22 protein-coding genes are annotated in these 22511 nt (G+C 56.8%); 9 read left to right on the top strand and 13 right to left on the bottom strand.

Features of this window, described 5'->3' with window-relative positions; genetic code table 11:
- Positions 1-12: 12 nt before the first annotated feature.
- Positions 13-804 carry an IclR family transcriptional regulator gene (locus tag AC07PU_RS31135; RefSeq protein ID WP_495322147.1) on the bottom strand — a complete coding sequence of 264 codons (792 nt, stop codon included), beginning with the start codon at positions 802-804 and terminating at the stop codon, positions 13-15.
- Positions 805-973: 169 nt separating this feature from the next.
- Here AC07PU_RS31135 and AC07PU_RS31140 point away from each other — a divergent pair, with 169 nt between their 5' ends.
- The 3 genes from AC07PU_RS31140 to AC07PU_RS31150 all read left to right on the top strand — a co-directional run bounded on the left by AC07PU_RS31140 (position 974) and on the right by AC07PU_RS31150 (position 6865).
- Complete coding sequence (locus AC07PU_RS31140; protein WP_495322148.1) at positions 974-3112, top strand: hydantoinase/oxoprolinase family protein; 2139 nt, start codon at positions 974-976, stop codon at positions 3110-3112.
- Between the two features lie 4 nt (positions 3113-3116).
- On the top strand, positions 3117-4787 hold the full coding sequence (locus AC07PU_RS31145; RefSeq protein ID WP_495322149.1) for a hydantoinase B/oxoprolinase family protein: 1671 nt from the start codon (positions 3117-3119) through the stop codon (positions 4785-4787).
- Between the two features lie 689 nt (positions 4788-5476).
- Positions 5477-6865, top strand: a complete 1389-nt coding sequence (locus AC07PU_RS31150; protein ID WP_495322150.1) for a YfjI family protein — start codon at positions 5477-5479, stop codon at positions 6863-6865.
- A gap of 122 nt (positions 6866-6987) precedes the next feature.
- On the opposite strand, the gene AC07PU_RS31155 is transcribed toward AC07PU_RS31150, so the two are convergent.
- On the bottom strand, positions 6988-7698 hold the full coding sequence (locus AC07PU_RS31155) for a MobA/MobL family protein (protein ID WP_495322151.1): 711 nt from the start codon (positions 7696-7698) through the stop codon (positions 6988-6990).
- A gap of 494 nt (positions 7699-8192) precedes the next feature.
- On the opposite strand from AC07PU_RS31155, the gene AC07PU_RS31160 reads away from it, so the two are divergent.
- The 4 genes from AC07PU_RS31160 to AC07PU_RS31175 all read left to right on the top strand — a co-directional run bounded on the left by AC07PU_RS31160 (position 8193) and on the right by AC07PU_RS31175 (position 11063).
- A complete protein-coding gene (locus AC07PU_RS31160; protein ID WP_495322152.1) occupies positions 8193-8780 on the top strand; it encodes a putative immunity protein in 588 nt (195 codons plus the stop codon).
- A gap of 264 nt (positions 8781-9044) precedes the next feature.
- Positions 9045-9374: a 1-deoxy-D-xylulose-5-phosphate synthase gene (locus AC07PU_RS31165; RefSeq protein WP_495322153.1), complete on the top strand. Its 330-nt coding sequence runs from the start codon at positions 9045-9047 to the stop codon at positions 9372-9374.
- A 665-nt stretch (positions 9375-10039) separates the two neighbouring features.
- Positions 10040-10714: a DUF1444 domain-containing protein gene (locus AC07PU_RS31170; protein WP_495322154.1), complete on the top strand. Its 675-nt coding sequence runs from the start codon at positions 10040-10042 to the stop codon at positions 10712-10714.
- Between the two features lie 58 nt (positions 10715-10772).
- Positions 10773-11063: a hypothetical protein gene (locus AC07PU_RS31175; protein ID WP_495322155.1), complete on the top strand. Its 291-nt coding sequence runs from the start codon at positions 10773-10775 to the stop codon at positions 11061-11063.
- Positions 11064-11594: 531 nt separating this feature from the next.
- Here the strand turns inward: AC07PU_RS31175 and AC07PU_RS31180 are convergent.
- From AC07PU_RS31180 to AC07PU_RS31205, 6 genes are all read right to left on the bottom strand, one after another.
- Positions 11595-12047, bottom strand: a complete 453-nt coding sequence (locus tag AC07PU_RS31180) for a toxin-antitoxin system YwqK family antitoxin (protein WP_495322156.1) — start codon at positions 12045-12047, stop codon at positions 11595-11597.
- 34 nt (positions 12048-12081) lie between these two features.
- On the bottom strand, positions 12082-12420 hold the full coding sequence (locus AC07PU_RS31185; protein ID WP_495322157.1) for a hypothetical protein: 339 nt from the start codon (positions 12418-12420) through the stop codon (positions 12082-12084).
- An 872-nt stretch (positions 12421-13292) separates the two neighbouring features.
- A complete protein-coding gene (locus AC07PU_RS31190) occupies positions 13293-13631 on the bottom strand; it encodes an H-NS histone family protein (protein ID WP_495322158.1) in 339 nt (112 codons plus the stop codon).
- 479 nt (positions 13632-14110) lie between these two features.
- Positions 14111-14719, bottom strand: a complete 609-nt coding sequence (locus AC07PU_RS31195) for a peroxiredoxin-like family protein (protein ID WP_495322159.1) — start codon at positions 14717-14719, stop codon at positions 14111-14113.
- A 40-nt stretch (positions 14720-14759) separates the two neighbouring features.
- On the bottom strand, positions 14760-15296 hold the full coding sequence (locus AC07PU_RS31200) for a carboxymuconolactone decarboxylase family protein (protein WP_495322160.1): 537 nt from the start codon (positions 15294-15296) through the stop codon (positions 14760-14762).
- Positions 15297-15656: 360 nt separating this feature from the next.
- Positions 15657-16445 carry a carboxymuconolactone decarboxylase family protein gene (locus AC07PU_RS31205; RefSeq protein WP_495322161.1) on the bottom strand — a complete coding sequence of 263 codons (789 nt, stop codon included), beginning with the start codon at positions 16443-16445 and terminating at the stop codon, positions 15657-15659.
- 65 nt (positions 16446-16510) lie between these two features.
- On the opposite strand from AC07PU_RS31205, the gene AC07PU_RS31210 reads away from it, so the two are divergent.
- Positions 16511-17260: a GntR family transcriptional regulator gene (locus AC07PU_RS31210; RefSeq protein WP_495322163.1), complete on the top strand. Its 750-nt coding sequence runs from the start codon at positions 16511-16513 to the stop codon at positions 17258-17260.
- On the opposite strand, the gene AC07PU_RS31215 is transcribed toward AC07PU_RS31210, so the two are convergent.
- From AC07PU_RS31215 to AC07PU_RS31225, 3 genes are all read right to left on the bottom strand, one after another.
- Positions 17257-18048: an N-acyl homoserine lactonase family protein gene (locus tag AC07PU_RS31215; protein ID WP_495322164.1), complete on the bottom strand. Its 792-nt coding sequence runs from the start codon at positions 18046-18048 to the stop codon at positions 17257-17259. The two genes, AC07PU_RS31210 and AC07PU_RS31215, sit on opposite strands and share 4 nt — an antisense overlap.
- On the bottom strand, positions 18041-19219 hold the full coding sequence (locus tag AC07PU_RS31220) for an acyclic terpene utilization AtuA family protein (protein WP_495322165.1): 1179 nt from the start codon (positions 19217-19219) through the stop codon (positions 18041-18043). Before AC07PU_RS31220 ends, AC07PU_RS31215 begins: the two co-directional genes overlap by 8 nt.
- A 215-nt stretch (positions 19220-19434) precedes the next feature.
- Complete coding sequence (locus tag AC07PU_RS31225) at positions 19435-19737, bottom strand: DUF4387 domain-containing protein (RefSeq protein ID WP_495322166.1); 303 nt, start codon at positions 19735-19737, stop codon at positions 19435-19437.
- A gap of 229 nt (positions 19738-19966) precedes the next feature.
- Between AC07PU_RS31225 and AC07PU_RS31230 the strand changes: the two genes are divergently transcribed.
- Complete coding sequence (locus tag AC07PU_RS31230; protein ID WP_495322167.1) at positions 19967-20950, top strand: Bug family tripartite tricarboxylate transporter substrate binding protein; 984 nt, start codon at positions 19967-19969, stop codon at positions 20948-20950.
- A gap of 152 nt (positions 20951-21102) precedes the next feature.
- Here AC07PU_RS31230 and AC07PU_RS31235 read toward each other — a convergent pair whose 3' ends face one another.
- Positions 21103-21924: an alpha/beta hydrolase gene (locus tag AC07PU_RS31235; RefSeq protein ID WP_495322168.1), complete on the bottom strand. Its 822-nt coding sequence runs from the start codon at positions 21922-21924 to the stop codon at positions 21103-21105.
- A gap of 68 nt (positions 21925-21992) precedes the next feature.
- The gene (locus tag AC07PU_RS31240; RefSeq protein WP_495322169.1) at positions 21993-22451 is read right to left on the bottom strand and encodes a nuclear transport factor 2 family protein; all 459 of its coding nucleotides are present in this window, start codon (positions 22449-22451) and stop codon (positions 21993-21995) included.
- Positions 22452-22511: the final 60 nt, after the last annotated feature.

Genomic DNA, 22511 nt, shown 5'->3' on the forward strand with positions numbered 1-22511 from the left:
AGAGCTACCCGGTCAACCAGAACTGGGTTTTAAACGATATCCAAGTTGCAACGAGATGGCCTGCGCAGCCGCTCTTAGTGCGCCCACTTGATCCTTGCTCGGATTCGAAGGTAAATGTTGAATAGATCCGACGAGTGCAAGAGCTGCCACGCAGTTGCCCCGGGCGTCGAAGATCGGAGCAGCGATTGCGTTGATGCCTAGCAAGATTTGCTCGGGCGCACTTGCCCAGCCGCGACTGAGTGTTACGTCGCATTCGCGCTCGAGTGCTTCAAGGTCAATTACGGTATGAGGCGTTGACTTTTCGAGGGGTTGGCTTCGAAGAGTTGTCCACAAAGACTTCTTACCGAATGCCAAAAAGATTCGGCCTTGGGAGCTGCTATGCAACGAGAACTCGCTGCCTGGCCGTACACCAATCTCGAGCGGCATTCTCCCGAAGAATCGCTCTACGGTACGAACCCACCCTCCTTTACAAGTAGCAAGCGTCACCGTAAGACCTAGCGTATCTCGCAGCGATCGCATTGGTGCGTCGGCAGCCGACACCAGATCTACAGCCTCGGCCGCGAGGCGGCCTAAGAGATGACATTGAATGCCCGCGCGGTAGCGTGCGGTCGCATGATCCTGCCAAAGGTACCCCCTAGCGACCAAAGTCTGCAAGTGGCGATGCACCGCGCCCTTACCAACGCCAATGACCTCGGCGAGTTCACTCACTCCCACATCTCCTGGAGCGTTTACGACGAGCTCCAAGATGTCAAGGGACATCGATACTGATTTCAACGCTGGATCAGCGCAATCTTGCAGGGGCATCTGATTTGTTTTCTAGTCTTCGGCATCATCGATGGAAACGCTCCCAAGCATACTGCTCGTTCTCCACAGAGATACAGCGTTCGTCGCAGCGTTGACTTCAAAAGTGGTGATCCGCATCATCAAAAAAGCATTTTTCTTGATGTCGTATCACTAACTTAAGGAGTTACTAATGCAAAGTTCAGCGAGACCTAAAGCTGTGAAGCTTGGGGTCGATGTTGGCGGAACTTTCACTGATGCTGCGCTCGAAGTGGGGAACAAACGCTTTTCGGCCAAGGTTCTCACGACACACGAGTTCCCGGATGAAGGTGTTGTGGCATCGATCGAGAGGGTTTTGGCGGCGGCGAAACTACAGCTCCAAGATCTGTCCCTGTTCGTCCATGGAACCACACTGGCTACCAATGCGCTGATCGAGCGCAAAGGAGCGTCCACTGCCATGGTGACAACGGCGGGATTTCGCGATGTGCTACAGATCGGCTTGGAGCATCGCTTCGAGCTATACGATCTCTTCATCGATTTACCTGCACCGCTCGTTGAGCGAAACCTTCGTTTTCCGGTGAAAGAACGCATCGGTGGACATGGATCGGTACTCGTGCCGCTGAACGAAGCGGAGGTTCTGGAGGCGGCCCGCTCCATAGAGCGAGCAGGCATCGAGTCCGTTGCCGTTTGCTTCATGCACAGCTATGCGAATTCTGCGCATGAAGAGCGAGCAGGTGAGATCTTGCATAGAGCACTGCCGGGAGTGTCGATCTCGCTTTCTTGTGAGGTTGCCCCCGAAATGCGAGAGTTCGAACGCTTCACTACCGCCTGCGCAAACGCCTACGTTCGCCCCAAGATGGCTGGCTACCTTGGTCGTCTCGAACAACGTTTACGCGAGCGCGGTATGGCTTGCCCGATGCTCATGATGCTCTCCGGAGGTGGTTTGACCACGGTCGAGACAGCATCGAGGTTCCCTGTGCGTTTGGTGGAGTCGGGGCCAGCTGGCGGCGCAGTCTTTGCTGCGGCGGTTGCGGCAGAAAACGAGCTAGAGAATGTGGTTTCCTTCGACATGGGGGGGACTACCGCGAAGGTCTGTTTGATCGATGCCGGAAAGCCCCAGACTTCGCGAACCTTTGAGGTGGCTCGCGTGTATCGTTTTAAAAAGGGAAGCGGGATGCCGATCCGGATCCCCGTGATCGATATGGTCGAGATCGGTGCCGGTGGCGGATCGATCGCGCATGTTGATAGCTTAGGGCGTGTCGTGATCGGACCCGAAAGCGCAGGCTCTGAGCCAGGCCCTATCGCCTATTCTCGAGGCGGAACGAAGCCCACTGTCACCGACGCTGACCTCGTCCTTGGACGCATCAATCCTGCAGGGTTCGCCAACGGCAAGTTTTCACTGGACTTGACCGGAGCGCGCGAAGGACTGCTGCGCGAAATCGGCGCGCCTCTCGTCCTGTCCGAACTGCAGGCCGCTGCTGCGGTAGCCGATATGGTGGAAGAGAGCATGGCTACGGCGGCGCGAGTGCACGCAATTGAAAGCGGAAAGTCGCTCGATGAGCGAACTCTCATTGCTTTTGGAGGTGCGGCTCCTCTGCATGTTGCCTCCGTAGCGAAGAAGATCGGGATTGGGCGATTCCTCATCCCTACCTCTGCGGGTGTAGGTTCCGCAGTTGGTTTTCTAAGAGCGCCCGTTGGATTTGAGATCGCGCGTACTCTTCAAAGTCCGCTCGAACAGCTCGATATGAAGAGGACGGGTGAGATGCTCGCTCAGATGAGCGCCGAGGCGCACTCTGTCGTCGAGCCCGCGGCGGCTGGAATGCCATTGGTTGAAGTATGTCGAGTATCGATGCGCTATGTGGGACAAGGTCATGAGATCGAGGTAGAGCTTCCGAAGGGATCTACCGACAACAGTGCCAGGGCACTGATTGCGCAGGAGTTTGATCGTCGTTACACCGCAGCGTATGGCCGAACCGTTGAGGGCGCACAGATAGAAGTTGTGACTTGGGCACTGACTTTGAGTGCGACCTCCCCCTCGACGCCAGCGGCAGCTCATGTCACGCAGGCCTATCAACCCGAAGCGAAAGCGCAGCGTGCCATCTTCGATGCGCAAGAGTACAAGCTCGTCGATTTCTCGATCTACTGGCGCGATGACCTGAGGCCAGGTGCGATCCTGAAAGGCCCGGCGATCGTCGAGGAAGAAGAGACTTCGACCCTCATCCCCGCCGGCGCAACCGCTGAAATTTTGGCCAATGGCGCGATTTTGTGTCGCCTCGGCTCGCCGACCCGAGCAGGCCAGAGCTCGCAACATACGGAGAATCAAGATGCGTAGAGGCGTGATCGACCTTCAGATCGTGTGGAACCGGCTTATCTCGATCTGCGAAGAGCAAGCTCAAACAATGATCAGGGCTGCCTTCAGCCCCCCTGTTCGTGAAGCCGGAGATCTATCCGCAGGGTTGTTCGACGTCGAAGGTCGGATGCTTGCACAGGCCGTCACTGGCACGCCCGGACACATCAACACGATGGCCTCCGCGGTGAAGCACTTCATCGATGCTTTCCCGGTCGATACGATGAAACCGGGAGATGCGTTCATCACAAATGATCCATGGATGGCATCTGGCCACTTGAATGACACGACAGTCATCACGCCTGCGTTTGCGGCGGGAAAGATCGTTGGCATCTTTGCGGCAACGGTTCATCTCACGGACCTTGGCGGGCGCGGGATGGGGCCAGACGGGCGCGACCTTTTCGAGGAAGGACTTTTGATTCCGCACATGTACCTGGTGCGTGAAGGAACGATCAATCAAGACTTGATGGCGCTGCTTCGCTCCAACTCTCGCGAGCCGTTGCAAGTGAGCGGGGATCTGCTCGCCATCATCGCGGCGGGTGAGGCAGGGGCGAGAGGACTGGCGCAAGTTATGAGGGAGTTCGACATGCAGGATCTGCAAAAGATCGGTGCATACATCCTCGAAACCTCGAAAGCAGCGACGATTGCCGCGATCGGTCGACTAGCACCGGGCATATTTCGCAATCAGATGAGAATCGACGGCTATGAAAAGCCCGTGGATCTTGTTGTCGCCATGACGGTGGAGGCGGACCGGTTGCTGCTGGATTTCGAAGGCACCTCTTCGATCAGCGAGTTCGGGATCAACGTGGTACTAGCGTACACAGCGGCCTACTCGGTGTATGGCGTGAAATGCGTTGTCGCTCCTGAGGTTCCTAGCAATCATGGATCACTTGAGCCTTTCGTGGTTTGCGCGCCTGAAGGCTCGATCTTGAATCCGCTCAAACCCGCACCCGTCTCCGCGCGGCACATGATCGGCCATGCTCTTCCGGATGCTGTAATGGGCTGTTTGGAACAAGCGCTACCAGGTCGGACGATTGCAGCTTCGGGGATGATGTGGAATCCATACCTACGTGGCTTCACGGGATTGAATGGAGCGGCTCGGCTGTGGGAACTTTTTATGTTTTTAAGCGGAGGCATGGGAGCTCGGTCCACCAAAGACGGATTGAGCGCCACAGCCTTTCCGGCGGCACTGCGCAATATTCCTGTCGAGGCGGTCGAGAATTTGGCCCCACTGGTGTTCTGGCGTAAGGAGTTGAGGAGCGACTCTGGAGGCGCGGGACAGTATCGGGGTGGGCTTGGACAAGTCGTTGAGGTGGGTGGTCTCGGGGGAGCCCCGCTGCGTGTCCAGGCTATGTTCGAACGAGTACTAAATCCTGCTGAGGGTCGAGCTGGAGGCAAGAGCGGAGCGCCTGGTCGAGTGTTGTTGGGCTCTGGCGACGCCTTACGAGCAAAAGGACAGCAAGACATCCCTGCGAACGACACGCTGCTGCTGGAGTTGCCCGGTGGGGGGGGATACGGTGCCGTTACGCGCCGCGACATCGCTGCTATCACTGAGGATGTTGACGATGGCCTTGTGTCTGCAGCGCAAGCCGAGATCGACTACCCGCAGTACCTCATGGCAAGACGACGCGCGACGGCAGATCGAGTTGAAGGGCCGTAGAGATGTACGCACATCTGCCTTTTCTTCTCGGACAGGGGCACATTTAGGTAACTATGGCTTAGCGCTAGCCGGGCGCATCCAGGATCAATCCTAAAGGCGCTTGCGGTCACAATTGGAGGATGACCGCAAGCGCTATTCGATGCCAACTAAACAACAGACGATGCTCACATCGAGGCCTTAGTAAAGAGGCCTGTCGCGCATACAAATACCCTCGTCCGGATGGGTAGCGAGGGGTGTCCGAGACCGGAAGACCCATCTCACTCGCTTACTTCTTGCCGACCCGGAACGTTACGAAGCGCGCCGTCGCACAAGGAAGATAGCAAGGAAGCCGTGCCATTCGCATCTGCGTCGGAATCGGCGCAAACCGCTTGCGGTGGCTAAGGGACCGTCTCGCCCTCTCGAGTCCGATTTCAAGTCGGGCACGCTTCGCAATTCACCCTCTTTTCCTCTACCGAAGCACAAGAAAATACACTAACGGCAGGCGGCAGTGATTCTGCATGGCGGTTGTTAGAGGGCTGGGGGTCGCTAGTGTTCGGCCGTTAGTGTATTTAGTCTGCCTCTTATTTTTGACCGGTATGCGTAACTTTTCCGTCCCATCTCGCCAGCAAAACTTGCCCAAGCAGGAGCCGAAAGAGCCGTTCCGTGGCCACCAGCAGGACCTTCTCCAGCGAGTCATTGACGACACACAGATGAGGATCCAGAGCCCTCGAGCCTTGATCATCAGTTCCCTTCTCTCGACGCTTTCCATCGCCTGTCAGCCTGGACGGCTTGTCCAGCATCCGTCGGGTCAAAGGTCCCCCTTGTCACTGTACCTTTTCACGTTGGCAACATCCGGCGAACGCAAAACAGCGACTGATGCGCAGTTCATGAGACCAATCCTTCAATTTCAGAAAGAATTGGATGAGCAGCAGCGGGCGCGACAAGCCGCCTATGCCAGCCAAAGGCACGACTGGGATCATCGACTTAAATACTTTGACCAGCAGATATCAAAGCGCTGGCGCAAAGGGGAAGATGCGACTGACCTCGAGAAGGAACGACGGGAGCACAATCTCAACTCTCCGGCCATCGAGAAAGCCGTAAAACTACAGATCGACAATGTAACCCCAGCGGCGTTTCTGAAGTTCTTCGAGCGGTACTATCCAGCCACGAGCATCATCTCGGATGAGGGGGCAAGCGCGCTAAAAAGCTTCGCGACTGCAAACGTGGGAAATTTGAACAATTGCTGGAACGGAAAATCATTCACCGTTGAGCGCGTTTCTTCCGAGAGCTTCACCGTAGTTGATCCTCGGCTTACGGTTCATCTAATGATCCAGCCAGAGATTTTCAAAAATGCGGTTCAGCAAAAAGGGAACATCTGGGAGGAAAGCGGCCTTCTAGCCCGCGCACTTTTTGCAGCACCCGAGTCGACCATTGGTCAGCGTACAAACCGTGAGACGTCTTACTCCCTCTCAATGCCTGAATATGAGGAGCGTGTACGTGCCCTCCTATCTAGCAGTTATCGCCTCGCCTCTGTAAAAGAGGTTGAGCTGATAAAGTTTGACCGCGTGGCAGGAATATTGTGGGACAGCTATCTACTTGATACCGAAAAAAAGATGGCCAATGGGGGGCTTTATGAGTATATTCGTGGCGCGGCCTCCAAAGCGGCTGAAAATGTGGCCCGCATCGCAGCCATTTTTCAATGCTTTGATAGCTGGGCGGAGGAAAGCACCTTACCCATTTCTGAATCAAATTTATCTCTGGCCATTGAGATAGTAGACTGGTATCTGTTTCAGCAAATAAAATATTTTTCCTATCACACGCCTCCCGAGCAGGAACGGGAAGCAATTCTACTTTGGGCCTGGCTTTGGCGAAATGACCAAAGTCAAAACGTGGTCCGTTACGTGGAGAAATCAAGAATTGCAAAATCTGCTAGCCCCCACTATTTGCGCAAGGCTGCTATCTGGCAGCGTGCACTAGATTTGCTTGAAGAGCGGGGATATATAACTTTAAGATATGAAGGTTCCAGCGAGCTGGTGGTATTCGAGCGTTACGCCCCAGCACCTAATGGTTCCATATTAGAGACGATAGTTTCTAGGTGAGATGGTAAGCTGACTGCCATGACTCGGTCACGTTGCAAAAAATCGACTACGAACACTCGTCGCGTGGCGAAAGTGGCGATTTTCGCCATTTTCGCCAGCAGGCTTTTGACACTTCAGTTTTTTTAGCGGCCAGCTTTTCGTTCCGCGGCGATGCGCTCTCTGCCAAGGGCCCCAATCACACGCAGCCGCGCGGCGCCCAAGTGCCGTTCTGGGTCAGTTGATCGACCTTGGTCTTTGAGGCTCAGTGCGGAAACTTTGATATCGTGACCGCACGCAGCAAGATGGTCATTCTGCAATGCTGCCCAGAGGGCGCGGCGCTTTCTCAAATCTTCCCCCATTTGCTGGGGATGACGCCCGCCAGTTAGCTTCTTGCAGCCCCCGAGTGCGGGGTATTCAGGATTTGCCCTTTTAAAGTACGCCGCCGGCGTACGCTCTATACCATCATCACGTCTGTCGCAAAACATCACGTGTGCGTGCGGTTGCTCGACGCCGCCGATAGAAGCCATAGGTGCGTGGATTGCATATTGGTAGGGCCGGCCATCTGAGCTCATTCGAATGAACGCCTCCAGCAGCGCAATTTGTTGCAGGCGTGTTAGCTCTCGCGGCAGTGCAAGGACGACCTCACGGTAGGCTGAACCGTTAGCACGCTCGTGGATGTCCGCATTCTTCCAAAGTGCTTTAGAAGAGCGGGCCCAGTTAGGAAGATTGCCGGAACCTGTCGCAACAAGGTCCTGCCTTCCGCGCGAATGCTTGCCTTCTCTAGTGATGTAGTCAGCGTGGTTTGCCGCTTGACCTTTTCTTCCGCTTTTTTCGTGGAAATGAAAACTCGCCATTTACTCTTCTTCCTGTTTCAATGGGAGAAAGGTTAAGTGCGCATGCCTTTTCCTTCCCCCCGCTCATGTGCTCTCGCAAGAGAGCTACATGAAGAGCAAGGATGATCTTTTTTTATTGGGAGTCTGACTGTGGTTTCATCCAAACCATTTTGATTGGATGTGAATGATTGCGGAATTTATCCCGCAGTCACTTTGAATCCATGGACTTCAAGTTAAATGTGCAGACTCGAATTTTTCTTTTCGGCACTAGTTCAATGCCGAGAACTGTGCCCTGCACTTAAATTATGGTTTTATCTACGTTCGGACAACAGTTCGGTTCCGCTGTCCGCCCTTAGGCAGCCTAAGCTAATCTGTCTCAAAGCGCAGTGAAAGCTTTTGGTTCACTCATCTTGATTTGCATCTGCAGTGCCTAGGAGTATGGTTGTCACCACGCCAAGTATTCTTGGCGGACAGGTGCATCAGGCCGCAGCTGATTTTGCAACCTGGATCATGTCGTGGACACTAGCATCCGCATTTCGGCCGACATGGCTGACGAACCTCTTCAGATCGCACTTAGCCGCGCCGAAATCCGCGCTGTCGTTGCTTATGCGGCCGCCTGTGCCCGACCCGCCTTGGCAATCTTCGAGCGCGACCACCCTGGTGACCCTCGCCCCCGCGCGGCGATCGACGCCGCGCAGGCATTCGCCGAAGGCGCCGAGCGGACGAAATCAATCCGCGACTGCGCCTGGGCCGCGCATCGAGCCGCGCAAGATGCTCGCGATGCCGGGCGAGCGGCCGCAAGCGAAGCCGCGCGCGCGGCGCTGGCAGCGGCTGGTGCCGCATTCCTTCACCCCCTTGCAAAAGCGACCCAGGTCAAGCACATCCTCGGATCGGCCGCTCATGCGGCACGCGCGCTCGAGCTCTCCGCAGGGGACGCCGCGCACGTCGGTACCGGTCACATCGCGAAATCGCGAGCTCATGCGGACATGGTTGTGGTCGACGTCCTTCGGCGCTACCCCGCGGGCCCGCCTGGGGGCGGACGCGTGGGGGAATTGATGCGCCAGTTAGAAGGATCGCTGAGGCCCGAGGCAGGAACGGGCTAGACGCTTCCGCACGCAGAGACCGTGAGTGGTATACGTAGGCGTTTTGTCTTGACGTGGCCCCGCCAGTTGGTATTGCACCGGCCGTACCACCCACGATAGGCTGTCCTCATCCCCGCTGTCTTGACGGCGCGCACGGCAACTACTTGGTAAACGACTGGCCATTCTCATCTTGACTGACAGCCTTCGGAGGCCGCTAGACTTCCGCGATCGGCCAGGACCGCACATTTCCATTAGCCTCCCACTTCTCACAGGAGCACGAACCTGATGAAGAGCCGCATCATGTACATCGAAGCGAAGTCGGGTGGGCTGACCGGCCCAGCTCGCATCGGCCGAGTCGCCACCTCCAAGTCTGGCGCAACGCTGTACTACGGTGGCAAGGCTTTTCGTAGCCTCAAGGGGAGCGGATTCAAGTCGAACTACTTCGACGTTGAGACAGGCGAGCATTACTGGATTTCAGGACCTCGAAGGGACGGCAAGGACGCTCTGTACGCCACGCATGTTCGGCCCGTCATCGATGACGGTGTCCAGGACGAATACTGGTCGAAGGTCCGCAGGGTTGCCCCACCGTGCGAGGGCCAGAAACAGGTCGCTTGAAAATTGGCGCTCAATGCAAGAGGCAGAATGCGGCCAACAGCGGACACCTCACATGAACGCGCAAGCAGCGACACACCAAGCATCTCCGGGCGGCTGGGTTTCCTTGCTCTGGAATCAGAGCGCGGGGCAGGGGCGAGTTCATCCTGACGACGCAAGACACCTTCCAGCGGCGGGGGTGGGCCCTTCCTATGCCTTGGGCGCGACGCCACCTACGTCACCATTGACACCCCTTCAGGTCCTGCTCGTGTGGAGCCATTCTCTGTAGTCGTGTTACCTCGGCCGCCCGCCTTACTGGTCGGTTCAAAGGCCACTGTGAGGAGTGAGCGGGGCCTGTCGCCGCGTACTGCAACGGTAGTGAGCCTCGGGTGGCATTTCAAAGAGGCGAAGTACACCTATCACCTCGATGGGACGACCAAGCGGTACAGCGAGGACGACCTCGAAGCTGCGGCGTAGACGTCCGCGCCTTCGCCCCACCCCAACCACTGCGAGCGACCGCTTTTCGCCGAGCGCAAGGGCCGCATCGGGCCCGTTCACGACGGCGACGCGACCGGCTACAGTCGGCCAGAAGCAGACTCTCGCCACTGCCTCTCAGTTTTTTGCAGTCAACTTTCCTTGGCGTTCACACCCCGGTTACATTGGCCTTGACAACCTCTAGGCACCATTCGATGCAACGACGCCGCGCTCTAACTGCTCTATTGCTTTTGGCCTCCATCACAGGGCACGCCCAAGATACGACCGCTTCAGCCGAATCAGTCGACAATTTGATGGTTGTCCTGCGAGAGTTGCCGAATCAGAACAGGCAGACTGATGCGCTCGTCGCAATCGGCAAGATCGAAGGGACGTTGCCAAACGGAACCAAATTTGTGGAGTATCCCGCCTGGTTTCAATACATCGGCGATATGCATATCCGGTTTGTCTTTGACAGCCCGACTTCCATGCGTAGCGCATCGATGAAAGACTTGGAGCGCTTCGGTCTCTCACCTGAGAAAGCGGTGGCCGTCGCCATAAATAACGTCAAGAGGGTCTACGGCAATCCTTCGTCCGTCCCATGGAACGACCTGCAGCAAGTTAAAGGTAGAGCCCCTGATTTTGATAGCAGTTATCTTCTGGACCGTGAGTTCTGGAGAGGCATCAGCAGAGACCACCGAGACGGCATCGTCGTCGCCGTCGCCAAGCGCGGTGGCCTGTTGTACGCACCATTATCAGACGCGAAGGCCGTTGCTGGCCTCCGCAAAAGCATTGCCTATTTGCATCGCAGCAGTGAAAAGGCGCGCATCTCCTCAGCGCTCTACCTTTTCAAAGATGACAAGTGGTCGGTATTTCAACCGCCAGTTCAATAGTGAACGACCTGGACTGCAATCTGCCACTACCGGTCCTTCATTCAACATACTCGAACTCATGCAGTTAATCCGAAAGTACTATCGAACGTACAACGAGAGTCATGAAGGAACTCCTGGACTCTTCTATTGCGAAGTCAGTGACGACATGATCACTCGGATGATCAACGGCTTTGAGCATGAGCTGTGGTGGGCAACCCCTAGCGCTCATAACAACGAGCAGTATGACTTCACGACCCGTCCCGAATTTCCAGAGGCCGGTATAGAAAATCTGAAAAGGGATGCTGCCCTCACCGAACTGTCCCTCGCAGAGTTTGAGGACGTATGGCGCCGTGCAACGCGACAGGCTTGAGCCTCTTTAGAGGCCTGCAATCTGCCTCGCCCCGCCACTTGAGCGACCAGGCGAGAGGCCGCTTTTGGGGCGAATCGAACTTCGGCTTCGGGCCCAAAGCTGCCTGTCGCAATGTGCCCGAAGCAGACGTTCAATGAGATGGCACCGCGTCAAATACGCGAAGCTGCTCACGCATCCAATCGACGTACTCTTCGGGCGAAATCGGATCTTCTATGTTTGCCCATTCCGGCCAGACTCTTACTGACATCCTCGCCCAGTCCTCGGCGAGGCTTCGAACTCTCGGGTCAACAGGGTACATCTTCACGGCTTCCTGCAATGCGGCTGCCGCCGCGGAGACGTGCGACCAATGCCGGTCACCGGCTACACACGCTCGCGCTGCATCTATGAGCTCCTTGAATTCCTCAAGGCGACGCGAGGACTGAGGTGATTTCATTTGCTACGTCCGCTTCTGGCCGAATCCTGCTACGAAACCGAGACGGACATTGCACAAAGCGGCCATCGAAGTCGTCCTAGCAGCGGTGATTTTCAGTCTCACACCACTGGGGCCTTTGGAAAGTGCCGCCTGTACTTCTCGACCCATTCCAGGGTCAGTTTGTCTGCCCGGTTTGTCCCGGTCTCGATCACCGCGCCATCGGGGTCGAAGATGGCCCATTCCAGAGCGCGCCCAAACTCACTCAGACGCTTCTTCACAACGACACCATCTTCGTTCCACGTCGTCCCCCAACCGTGCCCCATACCTGCAAACGCAGTCCATTCTTGGCTGAGTTGCCCGTTGTCATGCCACCATCGGCAGTAACCATGCGGAAAACCGTTTAGGCAAGGACGCAACGATTCAACCTGACCGTTGCCGTAGTAGGAGATCGCGATCCCGCTGAAAGGCTCGCCTCGGTAGACAAACCCGTGGTCGTCATCATCGAGCTCGTCGAGGTCGACGGTGAAGTCCGGTACGTCTTTGCTCCAGTCAAACTCATCTGCGTCAGTCATGCAGGTTCCAGTAATCAATGCCCGCTCTTGGCCGTCAGGCGACGTCAGGACTGCGAAAGTATGACGCGTAGAAGTCGTCGGCGTGCTCCCACTCGTCCTCGAAGGCATTCAGGCAGTGCCTGTAGTACGGTTCTCGACGCCAGTCGTTTTGAGCCACCACCTCCCTGTGGCGCTGCTCAAAGGCTAACTTCACCGCTGTCCAGCGAAGAGCATGCATACACACTTCTACGAACTCAGGAGGCGCGTTCGCCGTCATCTCCAAGAAGGCTTGCTCGAAACTTGGCTGGAGGTGGGGGTGGCTACGAATGATGGTCAGTGCTTCCGTGGTGAATGGAAGGACGTCAGGCGCGTTGAACGTGACGTCGAGCTTCACACCAGCAGCCTTGGCTAACTCCACTACTTGCTCGACAGGTGTCACATCGGCCTCTACAACGCGAAATATGAAAACAACCCGGGAACGACAGCTTTTGGCAGATAGCGGAAGTCTAGCCGCATGCGCCTGCCATCGGTCAAGATGGGATGGCCGATCGCTTACTCCTACGTCTCCTTCCCTTCTGGGATCGCCTTGTGTCTAAACTCCCTGCCCTATAGAGCATCAAGTACACCCTTACGCGACATGAACGCTAAGGGAATCGCTGAAGGCCGTTGTCCACAGAATCCAACGTTAGTGCCATGAATCTGACCGAATTTCTTCGATTGATCAAATTTACACCTCACGCGTCCATCGTGAACTCTTGGGATTCGTTCGATGAGTCGGGAAACGTGATGATGCAACTCTGGGAGGAACCAGGGCAGTGGGTTCACAACAGTCACCCGATCCCCGGAGCGTACCTAAGAGTGAATTGTTATGACGAGAAAGAATTCCAGGAGAGCGGGCACCGCGTGCCGGTGGGATACGCAGGCCGCCTCAGAGCGATCGCGGCTATCGAGGCGGGGGCTATCGGGTTTGCGGCGATCTCAGCGGCACCTAAGACTGGACGAGGGCCTGGGGCATGGGGCATGGGCGAAACATGCTAACTTAGAGCGCGTTTATCCTGTCTTGTCCGTCGATCGAACGCAAGACAACGGAGATGTTTTTGTAATTCTTGGCGCCCCAATCCCGACTCGTGAGCTTGGGGGGTTAGCAGCTGCGTCGAATTTTTCTGTTCAGACGCAACGCTAAATCTTCTGGGACGCACTAAGTCTCATCTTGAGACAAGGATTCCCTTCCGGCTGGCCGCTGGCAACGCGGCCGTTTCCCGCCCCTTACGCTGCAAGCTGTTCAGCAGTCTTACCTGCAGCCAGTGCTGCTTTGAACCAAGCCGGTCGAGGGCCGCGCCCGCTCCACACGTTGCCTTGGTCATCCTTGAACTTGGGTCCGCGCGCCGCTCCTGCACCCTTCTTCACCTTGGTCGCCACGCTCTTGGCAGGTCGACCTGGCTTCTTCCGGGCGACCAAACCTAGTTCATCTGCGGTAAAGCCATAGACACCGATCGCCTCCTTAATCCGCGAGAGCACGTCAGCAGCCTCCTTTTTCCGAAGCGATTCAGCCTCTTTTTGGAGTTGAGCAATCTGAGTTTGGATTTGGAGGAATGTTTTCGACATGTGTCCGTTTGGTTGAGTGAGTAAAGAGACTTAATCCCAAACGTATCGCTTGGGTTTAGCCATCCGATCGGCAGCGCCAGATAGCCAATCGTACGACAAGTCTAAGCCCAATTATCCAAACTACAAAAAACGCTATTGAAATTGCCTTCTATAAACCTATCCAAAAGTCCTTGATAGGTTACTAATGTGCTTAACACCTGCTCTCAAAAAGCGCACGATTATGGTGCGCCTATTTTTGCCTACGGTCCACAAATCCTCCCTAGGAGGAAGATTATCCGGACTGTCCTGCTCCAGTGCAAGAAGCCGAGTTAGGGTTGGCGAGCGCAATCTGGATTCGGTTTGATGTGCTAGATCTCACCCGAGTCCCAATGCTGATCGTCAATCGCCAACCCTCACCTGCGGCGCAAGCTGTACAAGCAGAACCGTTTAAGTAACGAAGTTAGGCAGCGACAAATGCCACAAGCAGATGACCGCTGGCACTAAGTCAGTACAGCCTGGCGGGCGCGTTGCACCGCATCGATGACCTCCTCGACGTCAGCCCGCACACGGTAATCCACATCCACATGCGCGTACTGGATCACCCCCCACTCGTCGATCACGAACGTCGCAGGCACCGGCAACACCCACTGCCCGTTGCCATTGAGCACCGGCAGGTTCACACCACCCGCCCCATACAGATCCACCAACTCCGGCGCCAGTGTCATCCCCACGCCGAAGCCGTGCGCCGCCTCAAGGCCCGAGTCGCTCAGCACCGGATACGCCAGGCTGTTCTTGCGCGCCGTGCTCATCGAGTTGTCCGGCGTCTGTGGCGAGATCGCCACCAGCTGCCCTCCAAGCTCCTGCAGCTCGCCCAAGCGACTCTGCAGAGCTCGAAGCTCCAGGTTGCAATACGGGCACCAGCCCCCGCGGTAGAACTTCACAACCAGTGGCCCTTGCCTCCACAGCTCACCCAGACGCACTGGTCGACCCAGTGCATCCGGAACCGTCACATCGGGGGCCGCCTCGCCCACGCGCAGCGCGCGATCCTCCAGCCCCATCGCTCGTAGATCAACGATGAAGGTATCTAGCTGTGCTGCCGTGGGGGCCATGTCGTTCTCCTCGAAGTACTGTCTATCCGCTGTCTATTTTTTAAGCAACCGCGGGGAAGTCCACCGCCGTGTCGTTGATCCGGTTGAACACGTTCGTGAACACCGTCACCGCGATCGCCAGGCTGATGTCCACCAGCTGCGCATCCGTGTAGCCAGCCGCCTTGATCGCGGCGAACTCTTCCTGGCTGATCGTGCCGCTGGTGCGAACCAGCTTCGTCACAAACCGCAGCAGCGCGTCGCGCTTGGCGTCACCCGTCGACACGCCGTCGCGGATCGCCTTGAGCACGTCTTGCGGCAACCCGGTGAGCTTGCCCAGCAGGCTGTGCGCAGCCACGCAGTAGTCGCAGCCGGCCACCTTGCTAACCACCAACTTGATGGTTTCCTGGTCTTGCTTGCTCAGCGAGCCCGCAGCCAGCGCGCTGTCTGCTTGCAGCACCGCCTTCAGCGCCACCGGCCCGTGGGCGCCGATCGTGGCGAACGTGTTCGGCACGCTCCCCGCAGCCTTGCGGATCTGTGCATAGACTTCTGCGGTCGCGCCGGTGGCCGATTCCAGAGCGGGGGTAACGATACGGGTCATGGTGTTCTCCTTGAGAAACGTTGTTGCGATGGGATGTACTGTAGACCTCCAATGTGAGACAGTTAAGAACGCAAAACATCAATAAAAGACGAAATCGTCTCATATCCACGCCCGTCTAGCGATCTCTTGCACTCCTCCCGTGAACACCCAGACGGCAAAAAACCGAGGCCACAGGACTCGGTCTTATCGAATTTCAGAGGGAAGGAATGGCGACCGCCGCGTGGTCTCACCAGATCGCGTCAGATCGATTAGGCGCGTTGAAAGCGAGCGCCTAGCGCGCAGCCTGGCACCAACTTGTCGACTTTCGACACACTCAACAGAACTTGAATGCTGCCAAGCCCATGCAGACGTTCGGAGGACTCAATCCTGGGTTGTTGTCCCGCCGCCAGCTTGGCCAACCTTTGCAGCTTCCATCTCCTCCAGCAAGATGGGCAGCGCAAGTTCGTAGCTCGTCATTCCCATCACGCTCGCGAGCTGCATAACCTCGAGCAACTCAGCCGGCTCAGCTCCAAACTTCAGAGCGTTCTCGATGTGGACATGGGTGCCTGGCACGTACATGTGCGTCGAAGAGACGTCCACGGCGATGTACATGAACTCCTTGACCTTGGGCTCCAGAACACCGCCAACCCATGGAACGGAAGAAAAGGTTGTGAATGCCTGGAAGAACTCCGGATCGAGCGCGAGCGTTCCATCCCAAATCTCGCTCCAATAGCCACGCTTTTGCGTGAACTCCGCCTTGATCCTCGCGCGTGTGGGTTCAGAGTTCGACAAATCCAACGCTTTGTCGGGGTGAGACGCTAGCTTCTGAACCATGATCGGTACCCCAATCACACAGGCATGGACCCCAATGACGCTCACCAACTCGAGCGTCTCCAGGAGTTCGGCCTGGGTCGCTCCGTGTTTCAGCGCAGAGCGAATAGCTTCCCTGATCCCTGGCTTATGAAGGGTCGTCATCGAAGCGTTGAGCGCCAGCCTCACCAGGGCTTTGACTTTTGGCGGCAACGGTCCTGCGACATGAGGCCTCTCCGCGAACTTCACATACGCGGTAACGAAATCTGGTGATGTTTCAAGTAGCGGGTCGAGCGTGGCTGGCCAGTAGCCACCCTTGTCCTTGAAGTCCCGAACCAAGGCTGCAATGTTTGTCTTCATAGAGACAGAATACTGTCGACAGTCGTCAGAGTCAAATTTATGAGCATCACGTATATACTGAAGCGATGGATCTAAAGGTCGAACGCTCACTGACTTTGACCGAGGCGATCATCGAACGCGTCGGCGAAGCGATCATCACAGGCGAGTTCAAGCTTGGCGAGCGCCTCGTTGAAACGGAAGTCTCCAAGCGCTTGGGGGTGAGCCGCGCACCGCTGCGCGAAGCACTGCGCGTGTTGGCCGCGGAGGGATTGGTTAGCCTGACCTCCGGTCGAGGCGCCTTCGTTGCAAGCCCTACCAAGCAAGCCATCGAGGAGATGGGTGTCTTTCGAGGCTTGATCGAAGGAACGGCCGCAAGGCTGATTGCAGCCAAGGGAAGCCCGGTGTCGTTGAAGCGACTCGATGCACTGCGTGTGTCGGTCGAGCAAGCTCACAAGGCGGGCAATCACAGCCTATTCCTGACCCTCCACTGGAAGTTCCATGAGGCACTGTGCGAGGAATCCGGCAATCAGTTTTTGCTCAAATCTTGGCTTGGGGTAAGCAAGCTGGTTCGTCTCTACCTGCAAATGTCGGTCCACCCTCCAAAGAACGACACGCCTGCGATTTTTAGAAACAATAAGGCTTTCCTTCGCGCGTTGACCGATGGTCCACCGGATAGAGCTGAGGCCCTTCTGCGCAGTCAGATTATTCGAGTGGCATACCAGTCACTCGAACTGCCGATCCCATCGGCGGTGCAAGGCTATGTGACGGTGTTTGTGGATGAGGACGGGGAAGTGAAGCCATACATCCACCACCCCCTGCCAGGCGACCAAGCCTAACCCAGCCTTGCGACGATTCCCCGAAGGCTCTCACTGTAGGGTGGAAATCGCAGCAGGACGTCCGGATCATGCCCAGCCACGATGCTCCCGGCAGGTCCTGCGAGCTTACGTAGGGTGTTGTACCCGTCAATCATCTCCATGACGTTTGCCACGACCGTAAACGGCTCGTTCTTCTCAAAGTGCTCGTAGTAGTGCATCGAGTCTGAAGCCAGCACCACCGGCCCTTGTGCAGTTTCCACGCGCACGCATTGCAAGCCCGGTGTGTGGCCGCCGATCCGGTGGACTGTCAAGCCTTTCGCGATTTCCTGTGTGCCATCATGAAAGTTCAGCTGCCCTTGGAAGTTCAGACGAACGACTGTCGTGACATCCTCGCAGTTGTAGCTGTGCCCAAAGCAATGAACCCTCATGTAGCGACCGGTCGCATGAGCCACTTCCTTTTCTTGAACATGGAACTGCGCATTGGGAAACTTGCCGCTGTTGCCGGCATGGTCGTAGTGGAGGTGGGTCAAGACGACGTCGGTTACCTCCGACGCCTTCACGCCAACCAGCTCGAGTGAATCCACCGGGCAACGCAGAAACTGCCGTCCCCGACGTTCAGCTTCTTCGCGAGTGAAACCCGTATCAACGACGACCGTTCGTTTTGGCGACTTGCAAACCCACACGAAGTAATCCATCGGCATCGGCCCGTCGTGGTCGCCGCCACCCAAAAAGTGCGCCGCACGTCGACCCTCGCGGGTGGCGTACCGGATCGCACTCACTTCGAACAAGTCGTCCTGGCTTTCAGACATCTTCGATCACCATGGGGAAGAGAGAAGGCATATCGTCACAATCCATCACGTGATAGAGCTTGAAGCTCCATGCTGGCCCCGCGACCACCTCAGGAGGGGTGAAAGGAAAGGCCAAGTTTCCTCCCGTCGACAGTCTTCCATCGAATCCGAAGTGCAGGAAGTTTTGCTTGACCACCGCCAAAACGGTGATCGCAGTCGCTGCATCGGGAGCAATGCATTCGCCGAGCAGGAAAACCTCGCGCGGAGGAGTGGCAGGAGGTGTCGGAAAGTCAACCACCCCGTCCAATCCATACCGCCGAAAGCTCAATCTGTACTCTCCGACGTCTGCAGGCAGCACCGCACGCGCCTTCGCCAGCACCCCCTCCAAGATCGAGTCGATCTTCTCGATCACTCTCGGATCTGCCGTCGCCGCCAACAGAATGCCCCGTTCGCCTTCGTAGCTCGATCCTTCGATCTTGACAGTGTGCTGCACACTTGGAACCCACTTGGCCCCGCGACCACGCACGCGGCGCTCATCCACCGCCTCAAAACTCACGCTCTCCAGCGTTACCTTCCCGTCGGGCTCATGTATCACGTAAGGGTCGGCCTCCTCGTACAGGCTGTGGGCGGAAGCAGACATCGGAGTGACAACGCGTCGCTCGTCCATGCTCTCGAGAACAAAGGTGTCCCCCTCTAACGTGCCAAGAATGGGATCTGGCCCGCCCGGGATGCAGCACAACGAGGCGCATTCGATGATCTTGGCCAGATGAATAGTGGGTCCGGCCGGATAGCCGAGCATGAGCGGCAGTGCGGCAAAAATGGCCGTGTCGCAGGAACGGCCCGCTACGACCACATCCGCGCCGGCAAGCAGCGCCCGTTGGAACGGTTCGACGCCCATCTGACCCACGATCGCACGACAAGCACCCGGATCTTGCGCGCTGAGCTCAGGCATGGCGCCCAGCGGTCTCACCTTGCCTGCTTGCACTGCTTCGACCACGACAGACGCATCGAGGTCCGCATAGATCCGCGCCATCCGAAAGCTCAAGCCGTGCTCGCGTGCAAGTTCACGCAGCATTGCGACGACTTTGTTTACCTGAGTCGCGGCCCCTGCCGTGCCCGCCGTACCAATCAACAAGGGAATCCCCGCCGCTCGCGAACCCACCAGCACCCGTTCTAAGTCGAGCTTGGCCATCGCGGCCGATGCTCCCATTTCCCCCGAACCCAGGTAGTGAGGACCCGGATCCACGGAGCCCATGTCACAGCCTACCAAGTGCGGCTTGCGCGCGAATCCGGCACTCAGAGAGCTCGTTGGAATGCCGAAACCCAGTGCCCCCGACGCGCACAGGATTCTTAGCGGGGCCAAGCCCTGCGCGGTGACGACCTCAGCATGAATCTTTTCAAACGAATTCACAGCACAACCTCCAGCAAGGGCCCGTGTTGCTGGGCTCCGTAGACATCTCGGTCGCCTGGCGAACCAGCGATGACCTTGCGAGCAAGGCTGATCTTGATGGCAAGGGCTTCCTTGAAATGCATGACGCGGACCTTTGAAGCGTCTACCCCGTACAGCGGCGCAATCCCCTGGCTGGTGAGCGACGCCGATCGGCATGCCAGGTCATAGAGGTCCTGAGTAGGAAACATCAGGTCTAAGGTAAGGACAGAAGGTCCAGCGTTCTTACTGCGCAGGACCTTTGCGGCATCGATCAGCTTCATGAGCATGTGGCTTCCAAAAAGGCGACCAGTGAAGTCTGGTCAGTCGGCAGCAGTATGCTGACTTCTGTCGACAGTCGACCATTCGGGTAAGTCCGAAGAGAAAACCGATTTTACGTCCTTGTAGTCTGTCGACAGCCGACTGTATAGTTTCCACATGGCGGCAAAAAGTTCGCCATCTCTCGCTCGCAACAACAACTTTTAGGGCGCCGAGGGCGCCAGGAGACAAGCAATGAACAGAAGGACTTTCACTGCCACAGCCGCCGCCCTACTCGCGGGGTCCAGCCTCCCCAGTGCGGTCTTCGCAGCCTCCGACTACCCGAACCGCCCGATTCGGCTGGTCGTGCCCTTCGGAGCAGGAGCCGGCGCAGACGTGCCAGCGCGGCGGGTAGCTAACGAGATCTCAAAAACCCTTGGCCAGACGTTCTTCATCGACAACCGGCAAGGCGCTGGCGGAACCATCGGTACGGAGATCGGCGCAAAGGCGCCCCCCGATGGCTACACCCTGCTCATCGGCACCATGAGCACGCACAGTCTCAACGCCGGGCTGTACAAGCGGCTGGCGTACGACCCGATCAAGAGCTTCGTACCGATCACTCGGATCGCTTCGTTCCCTAACGTACTTGTCGTCCCCGCTTCCCTGGGCGTGACAACCATGAAGGATTTGGTTGAGCTAGCCAAAACGTCCTCCAAGCCGCTTACTTTCTCCTCTTCGGGAGTGGGCACCACGCTTCACCTCTCCGGTGAAATGTTTCAACGTGCAGCGGGGCTAAAACTCCTACACGTGCCCTACGCAGATATGGGCCAATATCTTCCCGACTTGGTCGCGGGAAGAACCGACATGACATTCGGGAACCTGCCCCAGGTACTTCCGTTCATCAAGACCGGTAAGCTCGTCCCGATCGCCATCACAACGCCACAGCGCTCCCCACTCATCTCTAACGTCCCAACCATGGAGGAGGTCGGATTCAAGGATGCAGAAATGGCTGTCTGGATTGGCCTTTTCGCCCCTGCAGGAACACCACCCGATATCGCAGACCAGTTGAACAAGGCCGTAATCAGCGCCTTGAACGTCCCTGCCCTGAAGGAAGCCTACGCACAAGACGGCACAAATACCACCTCAGACCCCAGCCCTACAGACTTCGCCAAGTTTCTTCGGGGCGACGTGACGCGTTGGGTCAAGGTTATCGAGGATGCAGGAATTCCCAAGCAATAGCACTATCGACTCAGCATCCGAAGCAAAAACCCATCGGCGATTCAAGCCTCATGCTTCGGCACGGAGTCACAACACGAACCGCCCACAGGTTTACAACGCAAAGACACGGGATGTCCAATGCCCCAGATGCGCCGCATCTCGTCACTCTAAAACTACAACCCTTTTAGAACGGCTTCCAAGATCGGTCCCTTGGGATCCGCCAACCCCTCGAGTACCGAAAAATGGTTGGCGTTCTCAACTACAACCTGGTGCACGGTCTCTCCCGCATCCAGAACAGCGGATGAATACAGTTCAGTATGCCGAACCAGTTCGGGAAGCTCTCCACCGCCCACTGCCACAATCGTCGACGGGCCACGCGCAATCGTGCGAATCGGGCTGAAAGCCTCAATCTCCATTGCTGACAACAGCAACTTCTCATTGAGCCACGACAACCCGATCGGCTCGAGATCCACCAGGGGACTAATCGCCAACACGCTTGCGATGTGACGATTTGATCGGTGAACCAAACTCAGATGTCCTCCAGCAGAATGCCCACTAAGAATAATTGGGCCTGACCCCAAACCTAGCCGAGACCTGTTGTCTGCCACGTACGCCAGCAACCCATCTATCTCGTCGACTATTTGCGTCATCGTTGCCTCTGGAGCCAGCGTGTACTCGGCCAGCAGTACATTCAACCCTGCGGCCAATGGACCTTGTGCAACAAACGCGAAATCCTCTTTGACCAGGGTCTGCCAGTACCCACCATGGACGTAAATCAGTGTTGGAGCGTCTACCTGCCCTGCGCGCACAAGGTCAAAGCGCTGGCGAACCCGATCCCCATACCGAACATCCCGGGCCCATTCGTTCCGTTCGAAAGCAACCGTGCTCCGCGCTCGAAAGTCAGACAAGATGCTCGGAAAATTTGCCACTGCTTTTGTGTTGTTATAAGCGGCGTCCAAAGCCACACGATCCATGCCTCGATAAATCACCGTCATATTCGATTCTCTCGCTCAAGATCTTCTGAAGAAAACATCCCGCCTACGGTCACCGTGCTGCACATGGGCTAGTTCAACGCCTCCAAAACCAGGGCCGTGTCTGTATACATTCGAAAGCAAATAATCTTCCCGTTCTTAACCTGCCAGTGGTGAGCGAAATCTGCGCGCAGTGACTTTCCGGTTTTTCGATACGTACCTTCGTAGAGCCCGAAGGACACTACCCGATCTCCGTCGCACAAGAATTCGCGTGCCCTTACCGAGAACTTTGCCCAGTCAACGGCCAAGTGACTCAACAGTTTGTCGAGCACCGCCTGTGGTCCTCGCAACGTTCCCGCGTAGTAGGGAAACCGGTCGGGGCCAGTCCATTCGACTGCGGGATCCAGCAACGACAGGGCCCCAGACGTGTCGCCAACGGCAAGTGCCTCATAAAAACCGCGCACTACGTCTATCGCGGGCCTTGAGGCGAGTTTGCTCTGCCGACCTCTTGCGGCATAGACCGCCTGCATGATCTCTACTGCGGAATTCATCAAATGCTCCTTATGAGCGACCAAAGCTAGAGCCGGAAATCTCGTGGAGACTTCCGTATC

This window comes from Variovorax sp. GW821-FHT10D07 (genome assembly GCF_059415325.1).